The 20,783-nt window shown below is 71.9% G+C and carries 20 protein-coding genes; 5 read left to right on the top strand and 15 right to left on the bottom strand.

Annotated elements, in window-relative coordinates; translation table 11 throughout:
• The first annotated feature begins 25 nt into the window (after positions 1 to 25).
• Entirely contained in the window at positions 26 to 1,144 is a 1,119-nt protein-coding gene (locus Sspor_RS32670; RefSeq protein ID WP_202202307.1) for a TDT family transporter, read from the top strand.
• A gap of 556 nt (positions 1,145 to 1,700) precedes the next feature.
• Here the strand turns inward: Sspor_RS32670 and Sspor_RS32665 are convergent.
• Complete coding sequence (locus Sspor_RS32665; protein WP_373318867.1) at positions 1,701 to 2,420, bottom strand: helical backbone metal receptor; 720 nt, start codon at positions 2,418 to 2,420, stop codon at positions 1,701 to 1,703.
• 5 nt (positions 2,421 to 2,425) lie between these two features.
• On the bottom strand, positions 2,426 to 3,076 hold the full coding sequence (locus tag Sspor_RS32660; protein ID WP_254722619.1) for a helix-turn-helix domain-containing protein: 651 nt from the start codon (positions 3,074 to 3,076) through the stop codon (positions 2,426 to 2,428).
• A gap of 166 nt (positions 3,077 to 3,242) precedes the next feature.
• Between Sspor_RS32660 and Sspor_RS32655 the strand changes: the two genes are divergently transcribed.
• The 4 genes from Sspor_RS32655 (at position 3,243) to Sspor_RS32640 (ending at position 7,690) form a co-directional block, all read left to right on the top strand.
• Positions 3,243 to 4,148, top strand: a complete 906-nt coding sequence (locus Sspor_RS32655) for a 5'-3' exonuclease (RefSeq protein WP_202204016.1) — start codon at positions 3,243 to 3,245, stop codon at positions 4,146 to 4,148.
• 47 nt (positions 4,149 to 4,195) lie between these two features.
• Complete coding sequence (locus Sspor_RS32650; RefSeq protein ID WP_202202306.1) at positions 4,196 to 5,035, top strand: siderophore-interacting protein; 840 nt, start codon at positions 4,196 to 4,198, stop codon at positions 5,033 to 5,035.
• Positions 5,036 to 5,154: 119 nt separating this feature from the next.
• The gene (locus Sspor_RS32645; protein WP_202202305.1) at positions 5,155 to 6,699 is read left to right on the top strand and encodes a serine hydrolase; all 1,545 of its coding nucleotides are present in this window, start codon (positions 5,155 to 5,157) and stop codon (positions 6,697 to 6,699) included.
• Between the two features lie 19 nt (positions 6,700 to 6,718).
• Positions 6,719 to 7,690: a pseudouridine synthase gene (locus Sspor_RS32640; RefSeq protein ID WP_202202304.1), complete on the top strand. Its 972-nt coding sequence runs from the start codon at positions 6,719 to 6,721 to the stop codon at positions 7,688 to 7,690.
• Here Sspor_RS32640 and Sspor_RS32635 read toward each other — a convergent pair.
• The 13 genes from Sspor_RS32635 to Sspor_RS32575 all read right to left on the bottom strand — a co-directional run bounded on the left by Sspor_RS32635 (position 7,687) and on the right by Sspor_RS32575 (position 20,730).
• Positions 7,687 to 8,388 carry a TetR/AcrR family transcriptional regulator gene (locus Sspor_RS32635; RefSeq protein ID WP_202202303.1) on the bottom strand — a complete coding sequence of 234 codons (702 nt, stop codon included), beginning with the start codon at positions 8,386 to 8,388 and terminating at the stop codon, positions 7,687 to 7,689. The two genes, Sspor_RS32640 and Sspor_RS32635, sit on opposite strands and share 4 nt — an antisense overlap.
• A 91-nt stretch (positions 8,389 to 8,479) precedes the next feature.
• Positions 8,480 to 11,320: a DEAD/DEAH box helicase gene (locus tag Sspor_RS32630; RefSeq protein WP_202202302.1), complete on the bottom strand. Its 2,841-nt coding sequence runs from the start codon at positions 11,318 to 11,320 to the stop codon at positions 8,480 to 8,482.
• A gap of 46 nt (positions 11,321 to 11,366) precedes the next feature.
• Positions 11,367 to 12,266, bottom strand: a complete 900-nt coding sequence (locus tag Sspor_RS32625; RefSeq protein ID WP_202202301.1) for a diacylglycerol kinase — start codon at positions 12,264 to 12,266, stop codon at positions 11,367 to 11,369.
• A gap of 64 nt (positions 12,267 to 12,330) precedes the next feature.
• Positions 12,331 to 13,296 carry a twin-arginine translocase subunit TatC gene (gene tatC / locus Sspor_RS32620; RefSeq protein ID WP_202202300.1) on the bottom strand — a complete coding sequence of 322 codons (966 nt, stop codon included), beginning with the start codon at positions 13,294 to 13,296 and terminating at the stop codon, positions 12,331 to 12,333.
• A 47-nt stretch (positions 13,297 to 13,343) separates the two neighbouring features.
• Entirely contained in the window at positions 13,344 to 13,634 is a 291-nt protein-coding gene (gene tatA, locus Sspor_RS32615) for a Sec-independent protein translocase subunit TatA (protein ID WP_202202299.1), read from the bottom strand.
• A 169-nt stretch (positions 13,635 to 13,803) separates the two neighbouring features.
• Positions 13,804 to 14,004 (bottom strand): hypothetical protein, encoded by a 201-nt coding sequence (locus Sspor_RS32610; RefSeq protein WP_202202298.1) that lies wholly within the window; start codon positions 14,002 to 14,004, stop codon positions 13,804 to 13,806.
• 26 nt (positions 14,005 to 14,030) lie between these two features.
• Positions 14,031 to 14,258, bottom strand: a complete 228-nt coding sequence (locus Sspor_RS32605; protein WP_030723389.1) for a CpXC domain-containing protein — start codon at positions 14,256 to 14,258, stop codon at positions 14,031 to 14,033.
• A 14-nt stretch (positions 14,259 to 14,272) separates the two neighbouring features.
• Positions 14,273 to 15,241 (bottom strand): helix-turn-helix transcriptional regulator, encoded by a 969-nt coding sequence (locus Sspor_RS32600; protein WP_202202297.1) that lies wholly within the window; start codon positions 15,239 to 15,241, stop codon positions 14,273 to 14,275.
• 116 nt (positions 15,242 to 15,357) lie between these two features.
• Positions 15,358 to 16,314, bottom strand: a complete 957-nt coding sequence (locus Sspor_RS32595) for a helix-turn-helix transcriptional regulator (RefSeq protein ID WP_202202296.1) — start codon at positions 16,312 to 16,314, stop codon at positions 15,358 to 15,360.
• 173 nt (positions 16,315 to 16,487) lie between these two features.
• The gene (locus tag Sspor_RS32590; protein WP_202202295.1) at positions 16,488 to 16,880 is read right to left on the bottom strand and encodes an FKBP-type peptidyl-prolyl cis-trans isomerase; all 393 of its coding nucleotides are present in this window, start codon (positions 16,878 to 16,880) and stop codon (positions 16,488 to 16,490) included.
• A 28-nt stretch (positions 16,881 to 16,908) separates the two neighbouring features.
• Positions 16,909 to 17,850, bottom strand: a complete 942-nt coding sequence (locus Sspor_RS32585) for an FKBP-type peptidyl-prolyl cis-trans isomerase (RefSeq protein ID WP_202202294.1) — start codon at positions 17,848 to 17,850, stop codon at positions 16,909 to 16,911.
• 127 nt (positions 17,851 to 17,977) lie between these two features.
• Entirely contained in the window at positions 17,978 to 19,339 is a 1,362-nt protein-coding gene (gene pafA / locus Sspor_RS32580; protein WP_202202293.1) for a Pup--protein ligase, read from the bottom strand.
• Positions 19,340 to 19,467: 128 nt separating this feature from the next.
• Positions 19,468 to 20,730, bottom strand: coding sequence for an MFS transporter (locus Sspor_RS32575; RefSeq protein ID WP_202202292.1), 1,263 nt, complete (start codon positions 20,728 to 20,730; stop codon positions 19,468 to 19,470).
• Positions 20,731 to 20,783 lie beyond the last annotated feature (53 nt).

Here is a 20,783-nt window from a genome sequence, read left to right as displayed (position 1 = left end):
TCCACCCCGGCGCGAGGCTGGACCCATGGCCACCACCCTCGTGCGACCCCGCACCCACACCACCCCCGCAGCCCGGGCCCACAAGGCCCCCGCGCTGCGGCACCTCGGCCCCAACTGGTACGCCTGCGTCATGGGCACGGCGATCCTCGCCAACGCCGCCGCGACCCTCCCGTACCAGCTCCCCGGCCAGCGCGTGGCCTGCCAGCTCGTCTGGGCGCTGTCCGCCGCCCTCCTCGCCGTCCTGCTCACGGCCCGCGCCGGGCACTGGCTCTACCACCGCGACCAGGCCCGCGCCCATCTCCTCGACCCGGCCGTCGCCCCCTTCTACGGCTGCCTCGCGATGGCGATCCTGGCCGTGGGCGCCGGCACGCTCATCGTCGGCAAGGACCTCATCGGGACCGGCGCCGCCGTCGCCGTGGACACCGTGCTCTTCACCGCCGGTACCGCGATCGGCCTGGTCGTGGCCGTGGCCGTGCCCTACCTGATGGTCGTGCGCCACAAGGTCGAGCCCGCGATGGCCACACCCGTCTGGCTGCTCCCCCTGGTCGCGCCCATGGTCTCCGCCGCCGTCGGCCCGCTGCTGATACCCCACCTGCCCGCCGGCCAGCCCCGCGAGACCCTGCTGCTCGCCTGCTACGCCATGTTCGGCGTCAGCCTGCTCGCCACCCTGCTGATGCTCCCCCTGATCTTCGGCCGGCTGATCGTGGGCGGTCCCCTGCCGCTGGTCCTGACGCCCACCCTGTTCCTGGTCCTCGGCCCCCTCGGCCAGTCCACCACCGCCGTGAACCAGCTCGCCGACGTCGCCCCCGGGGCGATCGACGGCACCTACGCGGGCGCGCTGGACGCCTTCGCCATCGTCTACGGGGTCCCCGTGATGGGCTTCGCCCTGCTGTGGCTGGCCCTGGCCGCGGCCATGCTCGTCCGGGCCGCACGGGGCGGCATGGGCTTCGCGATGACCTGGTGGGCCCTGACCTTCCCCCTCGGCACCTGCGTCACCGGAGCCGCCGGGCTGGCCCACCACACCGGCCTGACCGCCTTCGCCTGGCTCGCCACCGCCTTCCTCCTGGCCCTGCTGACCGCCTGGCTCCTGGCCGCCGCCCACACCGTCCGGGGCGTACTGTCAGGCCGCCTGCCGGTTCGCTAGGCGCTGTGCCCTGGCCGGGTGGGTGGTTGCCGGGGGCGGTGGTTTCCGGGGTGCGGCCCCGGACCCCGCGCGGTTCGGCTCCAGCCAGCGGTGGTTTTCCGGAGCGCGGCCCCGGGCCCCGTGCGGTTCGGCTCCGGCCGGGGCGATGGTTACCCGGGCGCGGCCCCGGGCCCCGCGCCTCAATCGCCGGCGGGGCTGGTGGTGTGGGGTGGTGCCCCGCCGGAGTGTCTCCTCGGCTCGCGCCTGCGGCCGTGTGGTGCTGTGTCGGCCTGGGTTGCGCGCTCGTCCTGCGGGGACACTCCGCCGTGTCCCCACCCCACGGAAGTGCTTCGACAGTGCCGGGCCCGACGCAGGGGGAGCGGGGACGGGCAGGGGTGTCCCCGCAGGACGAGCGCGCAACCCAGGCCGTACGGGCCGACCCCGCCGCAGGCGCGAGCCGAGGAGACACCCCTGCCCGGCCCCGCGGACCAACCCGCACCACACCCGGACCCCGCCCCGCCCGGGCAACGGCGCAAGCCGAAGCGGCCCCGCGGACCAGCCCGCACCGCACCCGGGGTCAGCCTGCCGCCCGCAGGGACTTCGCCAGGACCTCCGGCGCCTCGGCCAGCGAGGGCCCGTACCAGGTCAGGTGGCGCCCGCTGAGCAACGCCGCGGGCAGGCCCGGAAAGGCCTCCGGGCCGTCCTCGGGCGTGAAGCGGTACGGCTCGTCCGGCAGCACCACCAGATCGCAGCCGGCCGCCGCGAGTTCCTCCACCGGCACCCGGGGGTACCGCTCCGCGTGCCCGGCGTAGACGTTGCGCACGCCCAGCCTGGCCAGCAGGTCACCGGCGAACGTGTCCCGGCCCAGCACCATCCACGGCCGCCGCCAGATCGGCACGAAGGCCGTGAGCGCGCCGGCCGGCTCCACCCGGGCCCACGCCCGCTCCGCGTCCGTCAGCCACCCCGGCCTCGTCAGCCCCAGCGCCCCGACCAGCACCCGCTCCAACTCCCGCAGCGCCTGCGGCAGGTCGCGGACCTCGGTGACCAGCACCTCCACCCCGGCCGCGCGCAGCGCCGCCAGGTCGGGGGCCCGGTTCTCCTCCTCGTTGGCGATCACCAGGTCCGGCCGGAGCTCCGTGATCCGCCGTACGTCGGGGTTCTTCGTCCCCCCGATCCGCACCGCGTCCCCGAGATCCTCCGGGTGCGTGCACCAGTCGGTGACCCCGACCAGCCGCCCCGGTGCGCTCACGGCCACCGCCTCGGTCAGCGAAGGCACCAGCGAGACGACCCGCCGCACCCCGCTCAGTGTCCCGGTGACGGGGGCTCGGAGGTCGCGTGGATGTGTTCGCCCACCGCGACGACCAGGATCCGGGTGTCCTCGGTGACCGCCCGCCAGCGGTGGCGCACGCCGCCGGACAGGAAGAGCGCGTCCCCGCTCTCCAGCCGGTACGCCCGGCCCTCCGCCTCGACCTGGCAGGCGCCCTCGACCACGTACATCAGTTCGTCGTTGCGGTGCTGGTACTCGCGTCCGGCGTCCTGGTCCCCGGTGAACTCCATCGCGTGCAGCTGGTGGTGCCCGCGCACCAGGGGGCGTACGCCGGGGAACGGGGTGAGCCCGGAGGCGTCACCGGCCCGTACGAGGTCCACCGTGCGCGCGGTGTCGGAGGCGGCCAGCAGCTCGACGGCCGTCGTCTCCAGCGCGTCCGCGACCCGCTCCAGGGACCGCATGCTGGGCCGGGCCCGCTCGTTCTCTATCTGGCTCAGGAAGGGCACCGACAGTCCGCTGCGCGCCGACACGGCGGCCAGCGTGAGATGGAGGGCGCGGCGCCGCTTGCGCACGGCCACGCCCACCCGGAGCGGCTCCTTGCCGTCCTTGTCCTTGCTCTTGTCGTCCCTGTCGATCAGCTTGCCGTCCGTGCCATCGGTGCCGTCGGTGCCGTCCCTGTCGTTCATGTCGGGGCTGCCCTCCCCATGTCTGATGCACATCGGTGTGCTGTAAGCACCTTACGCAGCAACCGCCTCCGGTTTCGCGTGCACGGCTGTTCCCGTACCCGGGCGCTCACCCTCCGTCGCCGCCCCGGGTTGCGGCATCATCGACTCCGTGACGACACGACGCCTGATGCTCCTGGACACCGCCTCCCTCTACTACCGCGCCTACTTCGGTGTGCCGGACTCGGTGAAGGCCCCCGACGGCACCCCGGTCAACGCCGTGCGCGGACTGCTCGACTTCATCGGCCGGCTCGTCCAGGACCACCGGCCGGACGATCTGGTGGCGTGCATGGACGCCGACTGGCGGCCCCACTGGCGGGTGGAGCTGATCCCCTCCTACAAGGCGCACCGGGTCGCCGAGGAGACCGAGTCCGGCCCCGACGTGGAGGAGACCCCGGACACGCTCGCCCCGCAGGTTCCGATCATCGAGGCGGCGCTGGACGCCTTCGGCATCGCCCGGGTCGGCGTCGCCGGGTACGAGGCGGACGACGTGATCGGCACGCTCACCGCCCGCGCGAGCGGCCCGGTGGACATCGTCACCGGCGACCGGGACCTGTACCAGCTGGTGGACGACGCCCGGCAGCGGCGGGTGCTGTACCCGCTCAAGGGCGTGGGGACCCTGCAGCTGACCGACGAGGCGTGGCTCCGCGAGAAGTACGGGGTGGACGGGCCCGGTTACGCGGACCTGGCGCTGCTGCGCGGCGACCCGAGCGACGGCCTGCCGGGGGTGCCCGGCATCGGCGAGAAGACGGCCGCCAAACTCCTGGACGCCTACGGCACCCTGGCCGGGATCATCGCGGCGGTGGACGACCCGAAGTCGAAGCTGACCCCCACCCAGCGCAAGCGGCTGGACGAGTCCCGTCCCTATCTGGCGGTGGCCCCGAAGGTGGTCCAGGTCGCCTCGGACGTTCCGCTTCCGGAGTTCGACCCGGCGCTTCCGACTGCCTCGGCACAGCCCGAACTGGTGGACGCGCTAGCCCATCGGTGGGGTCTGGGGGGCGCAGTCGCCCGCCTGAGCAGTGTGCTGCGCCCATAAAGTGATAACTTAGGTAAGGCTAAGTTTCATGGAGTCAGGGAGTCACCGTGGCAGAAGGACGCGCCCGCACCGTCGGCACCGCCGTCGTCGTACGCACCGAGCGGCTGTCGCCGCACATGGTGCGACTCGTGCTGGGCGGTGAGGGTCTCCGGGAGTTCGGCGCAGGCGGGTACACCGACCATTACGTCAAGCTGCTGTTCGCGCCCGAGGGCGTCCGCTACCCCGCGCCGTGGGACCTGGACCGGATCCGCGCGGACTTCCCCCGCGCGCAGTGGCCGCGCCAGCGCGCGTACACGGTACGGAGCTGGGATCCCGCGCACCTGGAGCTGACCCTCGACTTCGTGGTCCACGGCGACGAGGGCCTCGCCGGCCCCTGGGCGGCGCGGGTGCAGCCGGGCGAGCTCGTACGCTTCCTCGGCCCGGGCGGCGCCTACGCCCCGGACCCGGCGGCCGGCTGGCACCTCCTGGTGGGCGACGAGAGCGCCCTGCCGGCGATCGCCGCCGCGATGGAGCGCATGCCGGCGGGCGCGCGGGTCCACGCCATCGTGGAGATCGACGGCCCGGCCGACGAACTGAAGGTCGCCACCCCCGACGGCATCGTCCCGACCTGGCTGCACCGCGGCGACCGCCCGGTGGGCGAGGCCCTGGTGGAGGCCGTCACCTCCATGGAGTTCCCCTCCACCGACGTCCACGCCTTCGTCCACGGCGAGGCCGGATTCGTCAAGGACCTGCGCCGCCACCTCCGCATGGAGCGCGGCATCGCGCGCGAGCGCCTGTCGATCTCGGGCTACTGGCGCCTGGGCGAGACGGACGAGGGCTGGCGCGCGATCAAGCGCGACTGGAACGCCACGGTCGAGGCCGAACAGGAACACCGCGCGGCCGCGTAAAGGTTTTTCCCCCAGCCCCACCGGCATCCCCTTCCAGCCCCGCAGGCATTTCGGTCCGGGGGCGGCGCCCCCGGCAACGGCGGCGCGCGCCCCGCGGCCCCCGGCAGGACAATGGCCCCATGCGTACGCTCCCCGCCCTCGGGGCAGCAGGGGCCGCGGTCCTCCTGGCCGCGGCGGCGGCGCTGCCGGCAACGGCCGCGCCCAGCCCTCCCCCGGCCCCGAAGCCCCAGATCTCGGACGCGGCCGTCGACAAGGCCGTCGCCCGCCTCGACCGCACGGTCGAGGACATGATGCGCCGCACCGGTGTCCCCGGTGTGGCCGTGGCCGTCGTCCACGACGACAAGGTCGTCCACATCAAGGGCTACGGGCTCCGCAGGACGGGCGAGAGCGCCACGGTCGGCCCCGACACCGTCTTCCAGATCGCCTCGCTGTCCAAGCCCGTCTCCTCCACGGTCGTGGCCGGCGCCCTGACCGACCCCCAGGAGTGGGACGAGCGCACCGCCCTGCCCGGGTTCTCCCTGAAGGACCCCTGGGTCACCGATCACGTCACCACCGCCGACCTGTTCTCCCACCGCAGCGGCCTCCCCGACCACGCCGGCGACCTCCTGGAAGACCTCGGCTACGACCAGTCGTACATCCTCGACCACCTGCGGCTGGAGCCGCTCAGCCCGTTCCGGGCGAGCTACGCCTACACCAACTTCGGGCTCACCGCGGCCGCCGAGGCCGTCGCCCGCGCCAAGGGCACGAGCTGGCAGAAGCTCAGCGCCGACACCCTCTTCAAGCCCGCCGGCATGACCCGTACGAGCACCGAGTTCTCCGCCTTCGTCAACGCCCCCGACCACGCCTCCACCCATGTCAGGAACGCCGACGGCACCTGGAGCCCCCGCTTCGTCCGCGACCCCGACGCCCAGGCCCCGGCCGGCGGGGTCAGCTCCACCGCCACCGACATGGCCCGCTGGCTGCGGCTGCAACTGGCCGGCGGCACCCTCGACGGGAAGCGGATCATCCCCGCCGAGACCCTCGCACGGACCCACCTGCCCGAGATCGTGTCCCAGCCGACCAACGCCATCGGCACCACCAGCTTCTACGGCCTCGGCTGGAACGTCGGCTACGACGGCGCCGGCCGCGTGCGCCTGAGCCACTCCGGTGCCTTCGAACTCGGAGCCAACACCAACGTCACCATGCTCCCGCTGGAACAGCTCGGCATCGTCGTCCTGACCAACGGCGCCCCGGTCGGCCTGCCCGACGCCGTGGCCCTGGACTTCTTCGACTACGCCGAGCACGGCAAGGTCTCCACCGACTGGCTCGCCCTGGCCGCCTCCGCCTACGCGGCGGCCCTCGCACCCCCGGGCGCGTCGACCACCGACTACGCCCGCCCGCCCACCGGGGCGCAGCCGGCCCAGGACAGCGCCGCGTACACCGGAACCTACGACAACCCCTACTACGGCAAGGCCACCGTGACCGCCGACGACAAGGGCGCGCTGACCCTGGCCCTCGGCCCCAAGCCCCTGCGCTTCCCGCTGACCCACTACGACGGGGACACCTTCAGCTTCATGACCGCGGGCGAGAACGCGGTCGGCCGCACCGGGGTGATCTTCGCCGACGGCACCCTGCGCATCGAGTACCTCGACGCCGACCACCTGGGCACCTTCACCCAGCAGTAGCCGCATAGCCTGTTCCCCGATGAGACGCAGAGCCCAGCCACCTCCCTCGCCCCTGCCCCAGCGCGCCGGCATCGACCCGGTCCGGCTGAGGCTCCCGCCCGACCCGGAAGGGACATGGCCGGATCTCGGCGACTACCTCGCGGCGCGCTACGCCGGCACCCGCGGCGCCGACTCCGTCGCCCGCCTGCTGGCCGCGGGGCGGGTGCTGGGCCCGGGCGGGCGAGTGCTGCGCGCGGAGGACCCGTACGAGCCGGGCGCCTACCTGTGGTTCCACCGGGACATGGAGCCGGAGCCCCGGGTGCCGTTCTCGATCTCCGTCGTCCACCGGGACGCGCACCTGCTGGTCGTGGACAAGCCGCACTTCCTGGCCACCACCCCGCGCGGCTCCCACATCACCGAGACCGCCCTGGCCCGGCTCCGCGCGGAGCTGGACCTGCCCGGCCTCAGCCCCGCGCACCGGCTGGACCGGCTGACGGCGGGACTGGTGATGTTCAGCATCCGGCCCGAGGACCGCGGCGCCTACCAGCTCCTCTTCCAGCGGCGCGAGGTGCACAAGGAGTACGAGGCCCTCGCGCCGTACGACGCGGAGCTCGCCCGCACCCTCCCGCGCACGGTGCGCAGCCGGATCGAGAAGGCCCGCGGGGTCATCGCGGCGGTCGAGGTGCCCGGCGGCGAGCCCAATGCCGAGAGCCTGATCGAATGCGCCGGCTCCCGGGGCGCCCTGGGCCGCTATCGGCTGACCCCGCGCACCGGCCGTACCCACCAGCTGCGCGTCCACATGAACGGCCTGGGCCTGCCCATCCTCGGCGACCCGGTGTATCCGCAGGTCACCGATCCAGCCCCGGACGACTACCGCAGGCCGCTGCAACTCCTGGCCCGGGTGCTCGAGTTCACCGACCCGGTGACCGCGCGCGTGCACCGGTTCGAGAGCGGCCGCACCCTCCAGGCCTGGGACGACCGGGCGGGCTGGGAGGCGGGGTCCGGACGCTAGGCCGTCTCCAGGCCGTCTTCAGGCCGGCTCCAGGCCGTCTCTGCGCCGGGAGGGCCGACGCCGGCGATCCGCAGCGCCGCGTCCGCGGTGGCCTCCGCGAAGGCCGTCACCGGCCGCGCCGGGTCCGTGCGGTGGATCAGCATGACGCCTTCGATGAGCCCGAAGACCAGGTCCCCCCGAAGCGTCAGCCCCGCCTTGTCCCCGGCCAGTTCGGCGCCGACGCGGGTCCCGGCGAGCAGCACCCGGTAGGCGTCCTTGAGTTCCCTGCGCATCCGGCGGAACGGCGCGAGGCGCGAACCGCCCAGCTCGGGCAGCAGGTAGAGCGCCCCCAGGTCGTACGGCCCGCCGCACAGCAGCAGTACGTCGGAGCGGCACAGCTCCCACAGCCGGCGTGCGGCGCACCGCCGGTCGTCCGCGAGCAGCTGCCGGGCGAGCACCAGCGAGGGGGCGACCGTGGACTCCAGCAGTTCGGCGAGGAGTTCCTCCTTGCCGCCGAAGTAGTGGTACATCGTGGCCTGGCGCATCCCGGCCCGTTCGGCGACGGCCCGCGTGGTGGTCGCCGCGTACCCCTGGACGGTGAACAACTCGGCCGCCGCGCAGAGGAGTTCCTCGCGCGGCGGCCGGCCGCTCTCCGGCCTCAGCCGGTCGGCACGGGGCCGGCCGACCCGTCTCGGAGCATCGTCCGTTCCCCCACTCATGGAATCGATCGTCGCACAGAGCACGCCGATTCGATCATGGCAAGAGATCAGATCAGGTCATCCCCGCTCTCGGAGGAAGCCCCAAAACCGCCTAGCCGACCGAGCTGTAGGCCACGACACCCCGAAGCAGCGCGTCCACGGCCTTGCGGGCATTGCGCGCCACCGTGCTCCCGCTGTCACCGGAGGCCGCCGGAGCCGCCGCCGCGACCTGCCCGAGCACGTCGATGACCTGCTTGCACCAGCGCACGAAGTCGCCGGCCGGCATCTCCGCCTCGCGCAGCACCTCGTCCAGGCTCTTGTCGGAGGCCCACTGGTACGCCGCCCAGGCGAAGCCGAGGTCCGGCTCGCGCTGGCCCACGCCCTCCGTCTGGTTGATGCGGTGCTCCTCCTCCAGCGCGTCGAGCCGGCTCCAGATGCGGATCATCTCGCCCAGTGCCTCCTTCGCCGCTCCACCGGGCACCTTCGGGGCGACGGCGTCGTCGGACTGCCGCGCCTCGAAGACCAGCGCCGAGACGCAGGCCGCCAGTTCGGCCGGGCTCAGGCCCTCCCATACCTTGGCGCGCAGGCATTCGGAGGCCAGCAGGTCCAGCTCCCCGTACAGCCGGGCGAGCCGCTTGCCGTGCACGGTGACCTCGTCCTCGCGCAGGTAGTCCAGCTCGGTCAGCAGGGCGTGGATCCGGTCGAAGGTGCGGGCGATGGTGTTCGTCCGGCCCTCGATCCGCCGCTCCAGCTGCTGGGTGTCCCGCTTGAGCCGGTGGTAGCGCTCCGCCCAGCGGGCGTGGTCCTCGCGCTCGTCGCAGCCGTGGCAGGGATGCGCCCGCAGCTCGGCGCGCAGCCGGGCGATCTCGCGGTCGTCGGCTGCCGCCGCCCGGCCGCGGGAGCGCCGCTCGGGTGTGATGTGCCCGGCCTTGGTGCGCAGCTGGGACGCCAGGTCCCGACGGGACTGCGGCGAGCGCGCGTTGAAGGTCTTGGGGATCCGCATCCGGTCGAGGGCCTCGACCGGGACCGGGAAGTCGATCGCGGCGAGCCGCTTGACCTGCCGTTCGGCGGTGAGCACCAGCGGGCGCGGGCCCTCGGCGTACTCGTGCCCGCGGTGCCCGTTGACCCGCCCGGCCGGCACGCCCGGGTCCAGGACCAGCGCGAGCCCGGCGAACTTGCCCGTCGGCACGTGGATGATGTCGCCCGGCTTGAGCTTCTCCAGCGAACTGGCCGCCTGTACCCGGCGCTGCGCCGCGCCCTGCTTGGCCAGGTCCGTCTCACGGTCCTTGAGGTCGCGGCGCAGCTGCGCGTACTCCTCGAAGTTGCCGAGGTGGCAGGTCATGCCCTCCTGGTAGCCCTCCAGGCCCTCCTCGTTGCGCTGCACCTGCCGGGAGATCCCGACGACCGAGCGGTCGGCCTGGAACTGCGCGAAGGAGGTCTCCAGGAGCTCGCGCGAGCGGTGCCGCCCGAACTGGCTGACCAGGTTCACGGCCATGTTGTAGGACGGCTTGAAGCTGGAACGCAGCGGATACGTACGGGTACCCGCGAGCCCGGCGAGCCCCGCCGGGTCCATGCCGCGCTGCCACAGCACCACCGCGTGGCCCTCGACGTCGATGCCGCGCCGCCCGGCCCGGCCGGTCAGCTGCGTGTACTCGCCGGGGGTGATGTCGGCGTGCTGCTCGCCGTTCCACTTGACCAGCTTCTCCAGGATCACCGTGCGCGCGGGCATGTTGATGCCCAGCGCCAGGGTCTCCGTGGCGAACACGGCCTTGACCAGGCCGCGTACGAAGAGCTCCTCCACGACCTCCTTGAAGGTGGGCAGCATGCCCGCGTGGTGCGCGGCGATGCCGCGCTCCAGCCCTTCGAGCCACTCGTAGTACCCCAGGACGTGCAGGTCCTCGGTGGGGATGGAGGCGGTCCGCGCCTCGACGAGCTCGCGGACCTTGAGCCGCGCGGATTCGTCGTTGAGCCTCAGGCCCGCGTACAGGCACTGCTGGACGGCGGCCTCGCAGCCGGCCCGGCTGAAGATGAAGTTGATGGCGGGCAGCAGCCCGTCGTTGTCGAGGCGGGCGATGACCTCGGGGCGGGACGGGGTCCAGATCCGGCCGCGGGAGCGCCGCTCGCGCTCGCGGTCGGCCTCGCGGACCATCTTGCCGCGCCGCCGGTCCTTCGGGCTGTAGGTGCGGCTGTTCTCCTCGCGCGCCATGCGCAGCAGGTCGGGGTTGACCTCGCGGCGCGCGGAGCCGCGGCCGCCGTGGTCGGACTCCTCCTCGAAGAGGTCGTAGATCCGGCGGCCGGCCATGACGTGCTGCCACAGCGGTACGGGCCGCTCCTCGGAGACGATCACCTCGGTGTCCCCGCGCACGGTGTCCAGCCAGTCGCCGAACTCCTCGGCGTTGGACACGGTGGCCGACAGGGAGACCAGGGTCACCGACTCGGGGAGGTGGATGATCACTTCCTCCCAGACGGCCCCGCGGAACCGGTCGGAGAGGTAGTGGACCTCGTCCATCACGACGTAGCCGAGGCCGAGCAGCGACCGGGAGCCCGCGTACAGCATGTTGCGGAGCACCTCGGTGGTCATCACGACCACCGGCGCCTCGGAGTTGACGCTGTTGTCGCCCGTCAGCAGGCCCACCTTGTCGGCGCCGTAGCGCTTGACGAGGTCGGCGTACTTCTGGTTCGACAGGGCCTTGATCGGCGTCGTGTAGAAGCACTTGCGGCCCTGCTGGAGGGCCAGGTGCACGGCGAACTCGCCGACGATGGTCTTGCCCGAGCCGGTCGGGGCGGCGACGAGGACGCCTTTGCCGGCCTCCAGCGCCTTGCAGGCCTCGACCTGATACGGGTCCAGGTCGAAGTCGTACATCTCGCGGAAGGGGGCCAGGGCAGAGGCCTCTTCGGCGGCGCGGATCCGGGCAGCGGCGTACCGCTCGGCGGGTGAGAGTTCTTCGGTCATCTTGCTGTCGAGCCTACCCGCCACCCCTGACAACAGTCGCGATCATTTAAGTGAGCAGCCGGACCGCCCGGGGAACGCATTCGGCGCTCACCGGCAGCACCCCCAGCGGCTCGCCGTCGGCGTACGCGCTCAGGCCCGCCGCCTCCAGGCTGATCTTCCTGGCCCGGTGGACGGTCACCTTCGGATGGTCGAGGTGGCGGCCCTTGTAGACCTGCGGGAACACCGTGAGCAGGGTGGTCCGGCTGCAGTCGCCGACCACCGTGACGTCGAAGAGCCCGTCGTCGGGGACGGCGTCCGCGCAGATGCGCATGCCGCCGCCGTAGGAGGATCCGTTGCCGACGGCGACCAGCGCGGCCTCGGTCTCGATCACCGGGCCGTCGTCCAGGGTGATCCGGTACGGGAACGGCCGGAAGGCGGCCAGCTCCGCGATCATCGCCAGGTCGTACTTGAACCGGCCGGCCGGCAGCCGCATCCGGTTGCCCCGGTCGTTGACCCGCGAGTCGAAGCCGGAGCACAGCACCGTCCCGAACCACTTCCCGCCGTCCGCGCCGCCCACCCGGCCCAGGTCGATCTCCCGGACCCGGCTCTCCTTGACGGCTTCGGCGGCCATCCGCCCGGCCCGGGCCGGCTCCCGTACGGCCAGCCCCATCGCCCGCGCGAAGTCGTTCCCGGTGCCCACTGCGACCACCCCGAGCGGTACCGGGGTGCCCGCGAGGGCCTGGAGCGCCAGGGAGACCATCCCGTCGCCGCCCACTGCGATCACCGCACCGGTGCCCTCGCGGACGGCGGCCGTCAGCCGGGCCAGCGCGTCCGGCGCGTCGGCGCCCACGACGGTCCGTACGGAGAATCCGGCCGCCCGGACGGCCGAAGCGGCCGGCTGCGCGGCGTGCGCGCCCCGGCCGCGTCCGGCTGTGGGATTGACGAAGAGGGTGACCTCATGGCTCATTCAGCGGAATGTACGTGACGTGTCCCCCCGGGGGCACCTCCCGGCGGAGCCGGGGGCCGGCCTGTCAGGTGGCGTCGTCGTACCCGTTGATCCGGTGGCGTCCGCCGTCGGCCTGTTCGGGCAGGGCCGCGGGAGCCGGGACGGATTCCAGCTCGCCTATCGGCGCCGGAGTGAGGTCCAGCTCGGAGGCCTCGTCGTCGCTCAGATCCGCGTCGGGGTCGTTGCGCCTGCGCCGGCGGTCGTTGAGGAGGCAGATGCCGACGGCGGCGAAGTAGAGGGCCACGATGGGCACGGCCAGCGCGAGCATCGTCGGCGGGTCACCGGTGGGGGTCGCGAAGGCGGCGAAGATCGCGATGCCGAGGACCATGCCCCGCCACCAGCCCGCCAGCCGCTTGCCGGTGAGCACACCGGTGAAGTTCAGCAGGATCAGCAGCAGCGGCAACTCGAAGGCCAGGCCGAACACGATCACCATGCGGGTGACCAGGTCGAGGTAGTCGTCGACCGGCAGCAGGTTGCGCGCGTGATCGGGGGTGAACTCCAGCATGATCGTCGCGGTCTGCGGGAGGATCTTGTACGCGATCACCGCGCCGGTCAGGAAGAGGGGCGCGCCGACCGCGACGAAGCTGCGCGCGTACTTCTTCTCGTGACTGTGCAGCCCGGGCGCGGCGAACGCCCACAGCTGGTAGAGCCACACCGGGGCGGACAGCACCACACCGGCCATCAGCGCGACCTTCAGGGCGATCGAGAACGCCGAGATCAGGCCGTTCACGGTCATGTCGGCGCAGGGTCGGCCGTTGCGCTGGGTCACCACACCGTCGGTGCAGCCGACGGAGTCCAGCATCGGCTTCAACAGGAAGTTGATGATCTCGCGGTAGAAGAACGCGGCGATGATCGTGATCACCACGATCGCCAGGACCGACTTCAGCAGGCGGTTTCGAAGCTCACGCAGGTGCTCGACGAGAGGCATGCGCCCTTCGGCGTCCTTCGCCTGTCGTTCTTTCTTCTCCTGCTTGCGGGCAGACTTGAGCAACCCACGTCCCTTGTCTCGTTGCAGATGACTGGCGTGTACGGCGGGTGTCAGCCCTGGGCGGTGCGGTTCGGCTCGCTCACCGGACGCGAGCTGCTGACGTCACCCGGAGCGGCCTGGATGGTACGCGGGGCGACGGGCTGCTGCGCGGACTGGTCCGTGGGCGCGGCGGCGGCGACGTCGTCGCTCTCGCCGTCCTTCTTCATGGCCTTGGCCTCGCTCTTGAGGATGCGGGCCGACTTGCCGAGGGAGCGGGCCATGTCGGGGAGCTTCTTCGCGCCGAACAGCAGGATGACCAGTCCGACGATGACGAGGATTTCCCAACCCCTGAAGTTGCCCATAGGTATCTTCCTTTTTCTCCGAGGTTCACGGCACGCCGGACGGGCGCCTAGGACTTGCTCTACCGAGGATCGTAACCCCAGGGGGTTAACGCCCGGCAATCCCCGGGGGTCCTCCCGCTTGCACCCTGGCAGGTCGGTAATGCCCCGGTCACGCACATTCGTCCCTTCGTCAGGGACGTACGCCGTGTCCCGCCCGGGCCAGATCGACCGCCGCCCGCTCAAGATCCGCCGACGCGTCGGTGATCCGGCGGCTGGCCTGCGCCACCTGGGAGGCCAGCCTGCGTACCTCCAGGTACACCCGCACCGCCAGTACGGCGAGCACGGCCAATCCGAGGAAACCCAGGGCAATTGCGAACATCGGCCACAGCATGGGGCGAGCCTAGGCCACCCGCCCCCTCAGATGCTGCGCAGGGTGCTCACGCCACCACCGGTGAGCAGCTCCACGATCCGCTCGCCGGCGGGCTTGCGTACCGCGGCACCGCATTCAGGACAGGTGAAGGAATAGAAAGTGGTCCGCCGGCTGCCGCCGATGGCCAGCCGCAGGGCGGCCGCGTCCAGCTCGAAGCGGGCACGGCAGTCGGGACAGGAAGCCTTGAAGGCGACGGGCCCGGACGTTGGCGACATCGACCGCGCTCCCCTCAGACCTGTTCCCCGTACCCCGCCAGTGCCTCCCGGGCGGCGCTGCGCGCGCTGTCCGCCAGCTCGGCCGGAGCGACGATCCGGCCCTCACGGCCCAGCCGCAGCGCCAGCCGGCGCAGCGAGGCCGGGTCCGGGCTGCGCAGGGTGATCCGCAGACCGCCCCCGGCCAGCTCCTCCGCACTGTCGTGCGGGTAGTACTCGGCGACCCAGCGCCCGCCCGGCCCGACCTCGACGACGACCTCCGGGTCCTCGGCGGCCGGCTGGACCAGGCCTTCGGACAGGTCGCGAGCCTCGATGGCGGGCGGTTCGGCCCGCTCGTCCAGCAGCCGGATCTCCGCGACCCGGTCGAGGCGGAAGGTGCGCCGCGCCTCCGAGAGGTGGCACCAGCCCTCCATGTACGTGTGTCCCACCGCGAAGAGCCGGATCGGGTCGACCTTGCGCTCGGTGAGCTCGTCCCGGGCGGGCGAGTAGTAGCGCAGCCACAGCCGCCGGCGTTCCGCGATGGCCCGGTCGACGTCCGCGAAGACCCCGCCCTCGGACTCGAAGGTCACCGACAGCCGGGAGCTGGCCCCGGCCACCTCGCCCGCGGCCGCCTCCAGCTTGGCCGTGGCCCGCAGCAGGGCGTCGCGGTCGCTCTCGCGCAGCCCGGGCAGGGTGGCCACGGCGCGCGCGGCCACCAGCAGCGCGGTCGCCTCGTCGGCGGCCAGCCGCAGCGGCTCGGCGGTGGACTCCCCCGACGCGTCGGGATTGCGCCACCAGATGCGCTCCCCGTCGGTGTCGATGTCGAGCAGGTCCCCGCCCCGGAAGCTCGTCCCGCACATGGGCAGCACGTCGAGGTCCGAGATCAGCTCGTCCTCGGTGATCCCGAAGGCGCGCGCGACGTCCGCGACGTGCGCACCGGGGCGCTCGCGCAGGTAGGTCACCAGGGACAGCATCCGGCGGGTCTGGTCGATGGCGTTGGCAGCCATGCTGGTACGTCTCCCCCTCAGGGCACGTCGGTGGATGTCGCTCGATCGAGCGGTGCGGCCGCGGATCGGCCGCCGGGCCCGCGGGCCCGGGGTCGGGCCCCTGGGTCGAACCCCGGTCAGGCCCCGGCGACGGCCCGCAGCCGGTCCACCACGTCCGCCCGCAGGTCCTCGGGGCCGACCACGACGACGTCGGGCCCGAACTCCACCAGCCAGGCGTCCAGCCCGTGCCCGTAGGGGATCTCCAGCTCGTCCCAGCCGTCCCCGCCCTCGCGCACCGCGGTGGCCTTGGCCCGCAGCGGGTAGCCCGCCCCGGTCCGCAGCCGGATCAGCGCGCTGCGGTCCGCGCTCTCCCCGGCCCAGCTCGCCACGGTCTCCCGTACGGTCACCACGTCCGGCACCTCGGCGGTGTACTTCGCGGCCCGGGAGCGGACCTTGCCGGTGATGCGGGAGAGCCGGAACACGCGCTCCGCCCCGCGGTCCCGGTCGTAACCGGCCAGGTACCAGTGGCCGCGCCAGCACTCCAGCGCCCAGGGCTCCACCTGACGGGCCTCGGGCCGGGCGGCGGTGGACTTGCGGTAGTCGAAGACCACCGGCCGGCGGTCCCGGCAGGCCAGCATCAGCGGTTCGAAGGCCGCCTCGTGGACCGGGATGCGCGGCTCGATCGCGCTGTGCTGACCCTCGTACGGGTCCTCGGCCTCGGGCATCCCGCCCGCGCGCAGCTTCTGCAGAGCCCCGCTGGCGGCCCCCGCCAGCCGCGCCTGCTGCCAGACCTTGGCCGCCAGCCCCAGGGCGGCGGCCTCCTCGGCGTCGAGGGAGACGGGAGGCAGCCGGTTGCTGTCCCGGCGGGCCAGGTAGCCCGTCTCACCGTCCAGGTTCTCCACCGTCTCGATGACGAGGCCGAGTTCACGCAGGTCGTCCTTGTCCCGCTCGAACATGCGGTTGAAGGACTCGTCGTTGCCGGCCTCCATGTAGGCCTCGATGGAACCGCGCAACTCCCGCTTGCTGAGCGGCCGTCGGGTCCCCAGCAGACACAGCGCCAGGTTCATCAGCCGCTCGGCCTTGGCAATCGCCATCGACGCCCTTCCGCCCTTCTCCGCCTGCACATCCGTCGGACCGTCACACGGGCTGCGGCCCGATGCGGACGGACCCGTTGACCGCTGACCGTACCGCCCCGGCGCGCCCGGGCAAAAAGCGAGGGGCCCCCGCCGGACGGCGGGGGCCCCTGCACCGATCGCGGATGTCCGGATCAGCCGACCTTGACCAGGTCGCAGACGAAGATCAGCGTCTCGCCCGGGGCGATCGCGCCGCCCGCGCCGCGGTCGCCGTAGGCGAGGTGGGCGGGGATGACCAGCTTGCGGCGGCCGCCGACCTTCATGCCCTGGACACCCTGGTCCCAGCCGGCGATGACCTGACCGATGCCGAGCTGGAACTGGAGCGCGGAACCGCGGTTCCAGGAGGCGTCGAACTCCTCGCCGGTGGAGAAGGCCACACCCACGTAGTGGACGGAGACCCGGTCACCCTTCTTGGCCTCGGCACCGTCGCCCAGCCAGATGTCCTCGATCTCGAGGTCCTTCGGGGGCTCGCCGCCGGGGAAGTCGATCTCGGGCTTCTGCAGGTCACTCACGGAACTTCTCCTCATACGTACGAAATGGTCAACCGGAACAGTCTTACATCACCGCGAGGATGTCGAGACTGAAGACGAGCGTCGACTTGGCCGGGATGGTGCCCTGCTCCTTGTCCCCGAAGGCCTGGTCCGGCGGGATGACCAGCAGGATGCGACTGCCGGCCTTCTTGCCGACCAGTCCGTCCTTCAGACCCTTGACCGAAAGCTCACTCAGCGGCCAGGTGACCGTCTGGTCACTGGTGTAGGTGCTCTCGAAGGACTTGTCGTCCTTCCAGGTCTTGCCGTTGAACTTGACCACGACGCTGTCGGTGTCCTTGACCACCGGGCCGTCACCCTCCAGGACGTAGTTCGAGACCACCTTGGTGGGCTCGGCCGTGTCCTTCGGGACGGTCACGGAGACTTCCTTGCCGTCCGCGTTCGTGCCGACCTTGGGCAGGTCCTTGTTCTCCTGGGCGACTTCCTTGCCCGCGGCCGAGGCCGGGACGGTCGTGCCCTTGACGATGTCCACGACGAAGACCAGCGTCGCGTTCCCCTTGATCTTCGGGGGCGAGCCCTGGGCGCCGTAGCCGAGGTCAGGCGGGATCACCAGCTCGACACGGCTGCCGACCTTCTGACCCTCCAGGCCCTGGTCCCAGCCCTTGATGACGGCGCCGGCGCCGATCGTCAGGTCGAACGGCGCGGGCCGCCCGAAGCTCTTGTCGAACGCCTCGTTGCCGTCCCACACCTGGCCGAGGTAGTGGACCTGCGCGATGTCGTTCTTCTTGAGTACCTGCCCGGCGCCCTCGCTGATGGTCACCACCTTCAGATCCTTGGGCGGCGCGCCCTTCCCCTTCGACAGGGTGGGCGTCTCCCCGAAGGCGGCACCCTTGGTGATCGCGGGCGCCCCGTTCTTCATCTGGGCGGAGTCGGAGCCGCTGTCGTCGCCACACGCTGCGGTCGTCAGCAGCAGCAGGGGTACGACAAGCAGGCCGGCAAGTCGGCGCACGTGTTCCTCAGATCTCAGGCGGCAAAGCGGTCGCTCGCCACTCTAAGCCGTGGACAGGGCCCCGTACGAGAGACGTACGGGGCCCTGATGAGGAGTGCGATGTCACACTGCGGCCACTCTGCGGGTCCTACATCCCCGCGATCAGCTTCTCCACCCGGTCGTCCACCGACCGGAACGGGTCCTTGCACAGCACCGTCCGCTGCGCCTGGTCATTGAGCTTCAGGTGCACCCAGTCCACCGTGAAGTCCCGCCGCTGCTCCTGAGCCCGGCGGATGAAGTCCCCGCGCAACCGCGCCCGCGTCGTCTGCGGGGGCACCGACTTGCCCTCGAAGATCTTCAGGTCGTTGCAGATCCGCGCCGCCTGCCCCTTGCGCTCCAGCAGGTAGTACAGCCCGCGCCGACGGTGGATGTCGTGATACGCGAGGTCTATCTGAGCCACCCGCGGATTCGACATGGTCATGTTGTGCTTCGCCCGGTACCGCTCGATCAGCTGGTACTTCATGACCCAGTCGATCTCGGTCCCGATCCGCTCCAGGTCCTCCGCGTCGATCGCGTCCAGCGTGCGACCCCACAGTTCCAGCACCTGGTCCACCACACCGGTACGGATCCCCCGGCGCTCGGCGAAGTCCACCGCCTTGTCGTAGTACTCCCGCTGGATCTCCAGCGCCGAGGCCTCCCGGCCGCTCGCCAGACGCACCTTGCGCTGACCCGTGATGTCGTGACTGACCTCACGGATCGCCCGGATCGGGTTCTCCAGGGTCAGGTCCCGCATCACCGTGCCCGCCTCGATCATGCGCAGCACCAGATCGGTGGCCCCGACCTTGAGCAGCATGGTCGTCTCGGACATGTTCGAGTCGCCCACGATGACGTGCAGCCTGCGGTAGCGCTCGGCGTCCGCGTGCGGCTCGTCCCGGGTGTTGATGATCGGCCGCGAGCGGGTCGTGGCAGAGCTGACGCCCTCCCAGATGTGCTCGGCCCGCTGGCTCACGCAGTAGACCGCACCGCGCGGCGTCTGCAGCACCTTGCCGGCGCCGCAGATCAACTGCCGCGTGACAAGGAACGGAATGAGAATGTCCGCCAGGCGGGAGAATTCCCCGTGCCGGGCCACCAGGTAGTTCTCGTGGCAGCCGTACGAGTTGCCCGCCGAGTCGGTGTTGTTCTTGAAGAGATAGACGTCGCCCGCGATTCCCTCCTCGTGCAGGCGGCGTTCGGCGTCGACGAGCAGACCTTCGAGAATGCGCTCGCCTGCTTTGTCGTGAGTGACCAGCTCGGTCACGTTGTCGCATTCGGGAGTTGCATATTCCGGATGCGAACCCACGTCGAGGTACAGGCGGGCGCCGTTCCGCAGGAAGACATTGCTGCTGCGGCCCCATGACACAACACGGCGGAAGAGGTAGCGCGCCACTTCGTCAGGAGACAGTCGGCGCTGTCCCCTGAACGTGCACGTGACGCCGTACTCGTTCTCCAGCCCGAAAATGCGGCGGTCCATGACTGAACATTACGCCTTCTGCCCTCTTCTGAAACCGGGTTCGGGAGCGCCGTTTCGATCAGTTCCCGTCAGCGGGCCGATCGGCGCCCCGATCTCGGCCCGATCGGCCCATCCCGCACACCCGCCGATCAGGACGCCGACGCCGCCTGGGACCGCACGTCACGCGCATCCTCCGACACACCGTCGGACGAACCCGCCACCGCGCGACTGCGCCCGCCGGTTGCCAGCGCCCGCTGAGTGACCATCAGAACCACCAGCGCCGATCCGCCCGCCACGCTCGCCACACCGAAGCCCGCCGCCGTACCGCCCAGCTCCACCGCCGGCCCCGCCGCCGCCGTACCGATCGCCGCACCCACCCCGAAGAACGTCACCAGCCACGAGAACGCCTCCGTCACCGTGCCCGCCGGGGCATGCCGGTCCACGACGATGAACGCACACGCCAGCGCCGGCGCCAGGAACACACCCGACAGCGCCGACAGCCCCGTCATCGCCACCGCACCCGGAACCAGCATCAACGGCAGATAGCAGACCGCCAGCAGACCCACCAGCAGCCGCAGCCGCCGCTCCGGCGCACCCGCCCACTGCCGCGCACCGTAGAACACCCCACCGATCAGCGCGCCCAGCCCCAGCGCCGCCATCAGCCAGCCGTAGACCGCCTGGCCGCCGTGGTCGTCCGCGTACGCCACACCCGCCACCGTGATCGAACCCAGCGCCATCCCCACGAAGAAGAACGCGCCCAGCAGCGCCAGCAGCCCCCGCGAACGCAGCGCCCCCAGCCAGTGCGCCTCCCGCGGCTCCGAACGCCACTTCCGCGACGGCTCGCTCACCACCACGGACAGCGCGCCCAGCACACCGATCGCGTTCAGCGCCAGCAGCGCCCCCGCCGGCGACCACATCGCCACGAACAGCGTCACCAGCAGCGGACCCACGGTGAACATGACCTCCTGGGCCACCGCGTCCATCGCGTACGCCGCGTGCACCTTCTCCTCACGGCCGCCCAGCACACCCGGCCACAGCGCCCGCAGCCCGCCCTCCAGCGGCGGCGTGAACAGCCCCGCCACCACCACCGCGGCGTACGCGGCCACCGCCGACCCCGTACCCGAGAGCGCCAGCCACACCATGCCCAGCGCGGACACCACCGCGGCCGGCAGCTGCACCCGCGGCTGCCCGAACAGGTCCACGGCCCGCCCCAGCAGCGGCTGGCCCACCGCATTCGCCAGCCCGTACGCGGCGGCCAGCGCCCCCGCCAGGCTGTAGCTGCCCCCCTCGGCACGCGTGAACAGCACGATCGCGATCGGCCCCGTGGCATTGGGCAGCCGGCCCACGAGCGTGCCCACCAGCAGCCTCGCGGCGTGCCGGGTCCTCAGCAGCTCCGCGTATCCCGCGGCCATGACCGCCCCCTTCTGCCCGGATCCAGCCGGGAGTACCAAGTAATACGTATAAC

Source organism: Streptomyces spororaveus (genome assembly GCF_016755875.1).
Classification (GTDB): Bacteria; Actinomycetota; Actinomycetes; order Streptomycetales; family Streptomycetaceae; genus Streptomyces; species Streptomyces spororaveus.
The sequence above is the reverse complement of the archived record's forward strand: the minus strand, read 5'-3'. Positions and strand labels throughout refer to the sequence as shown.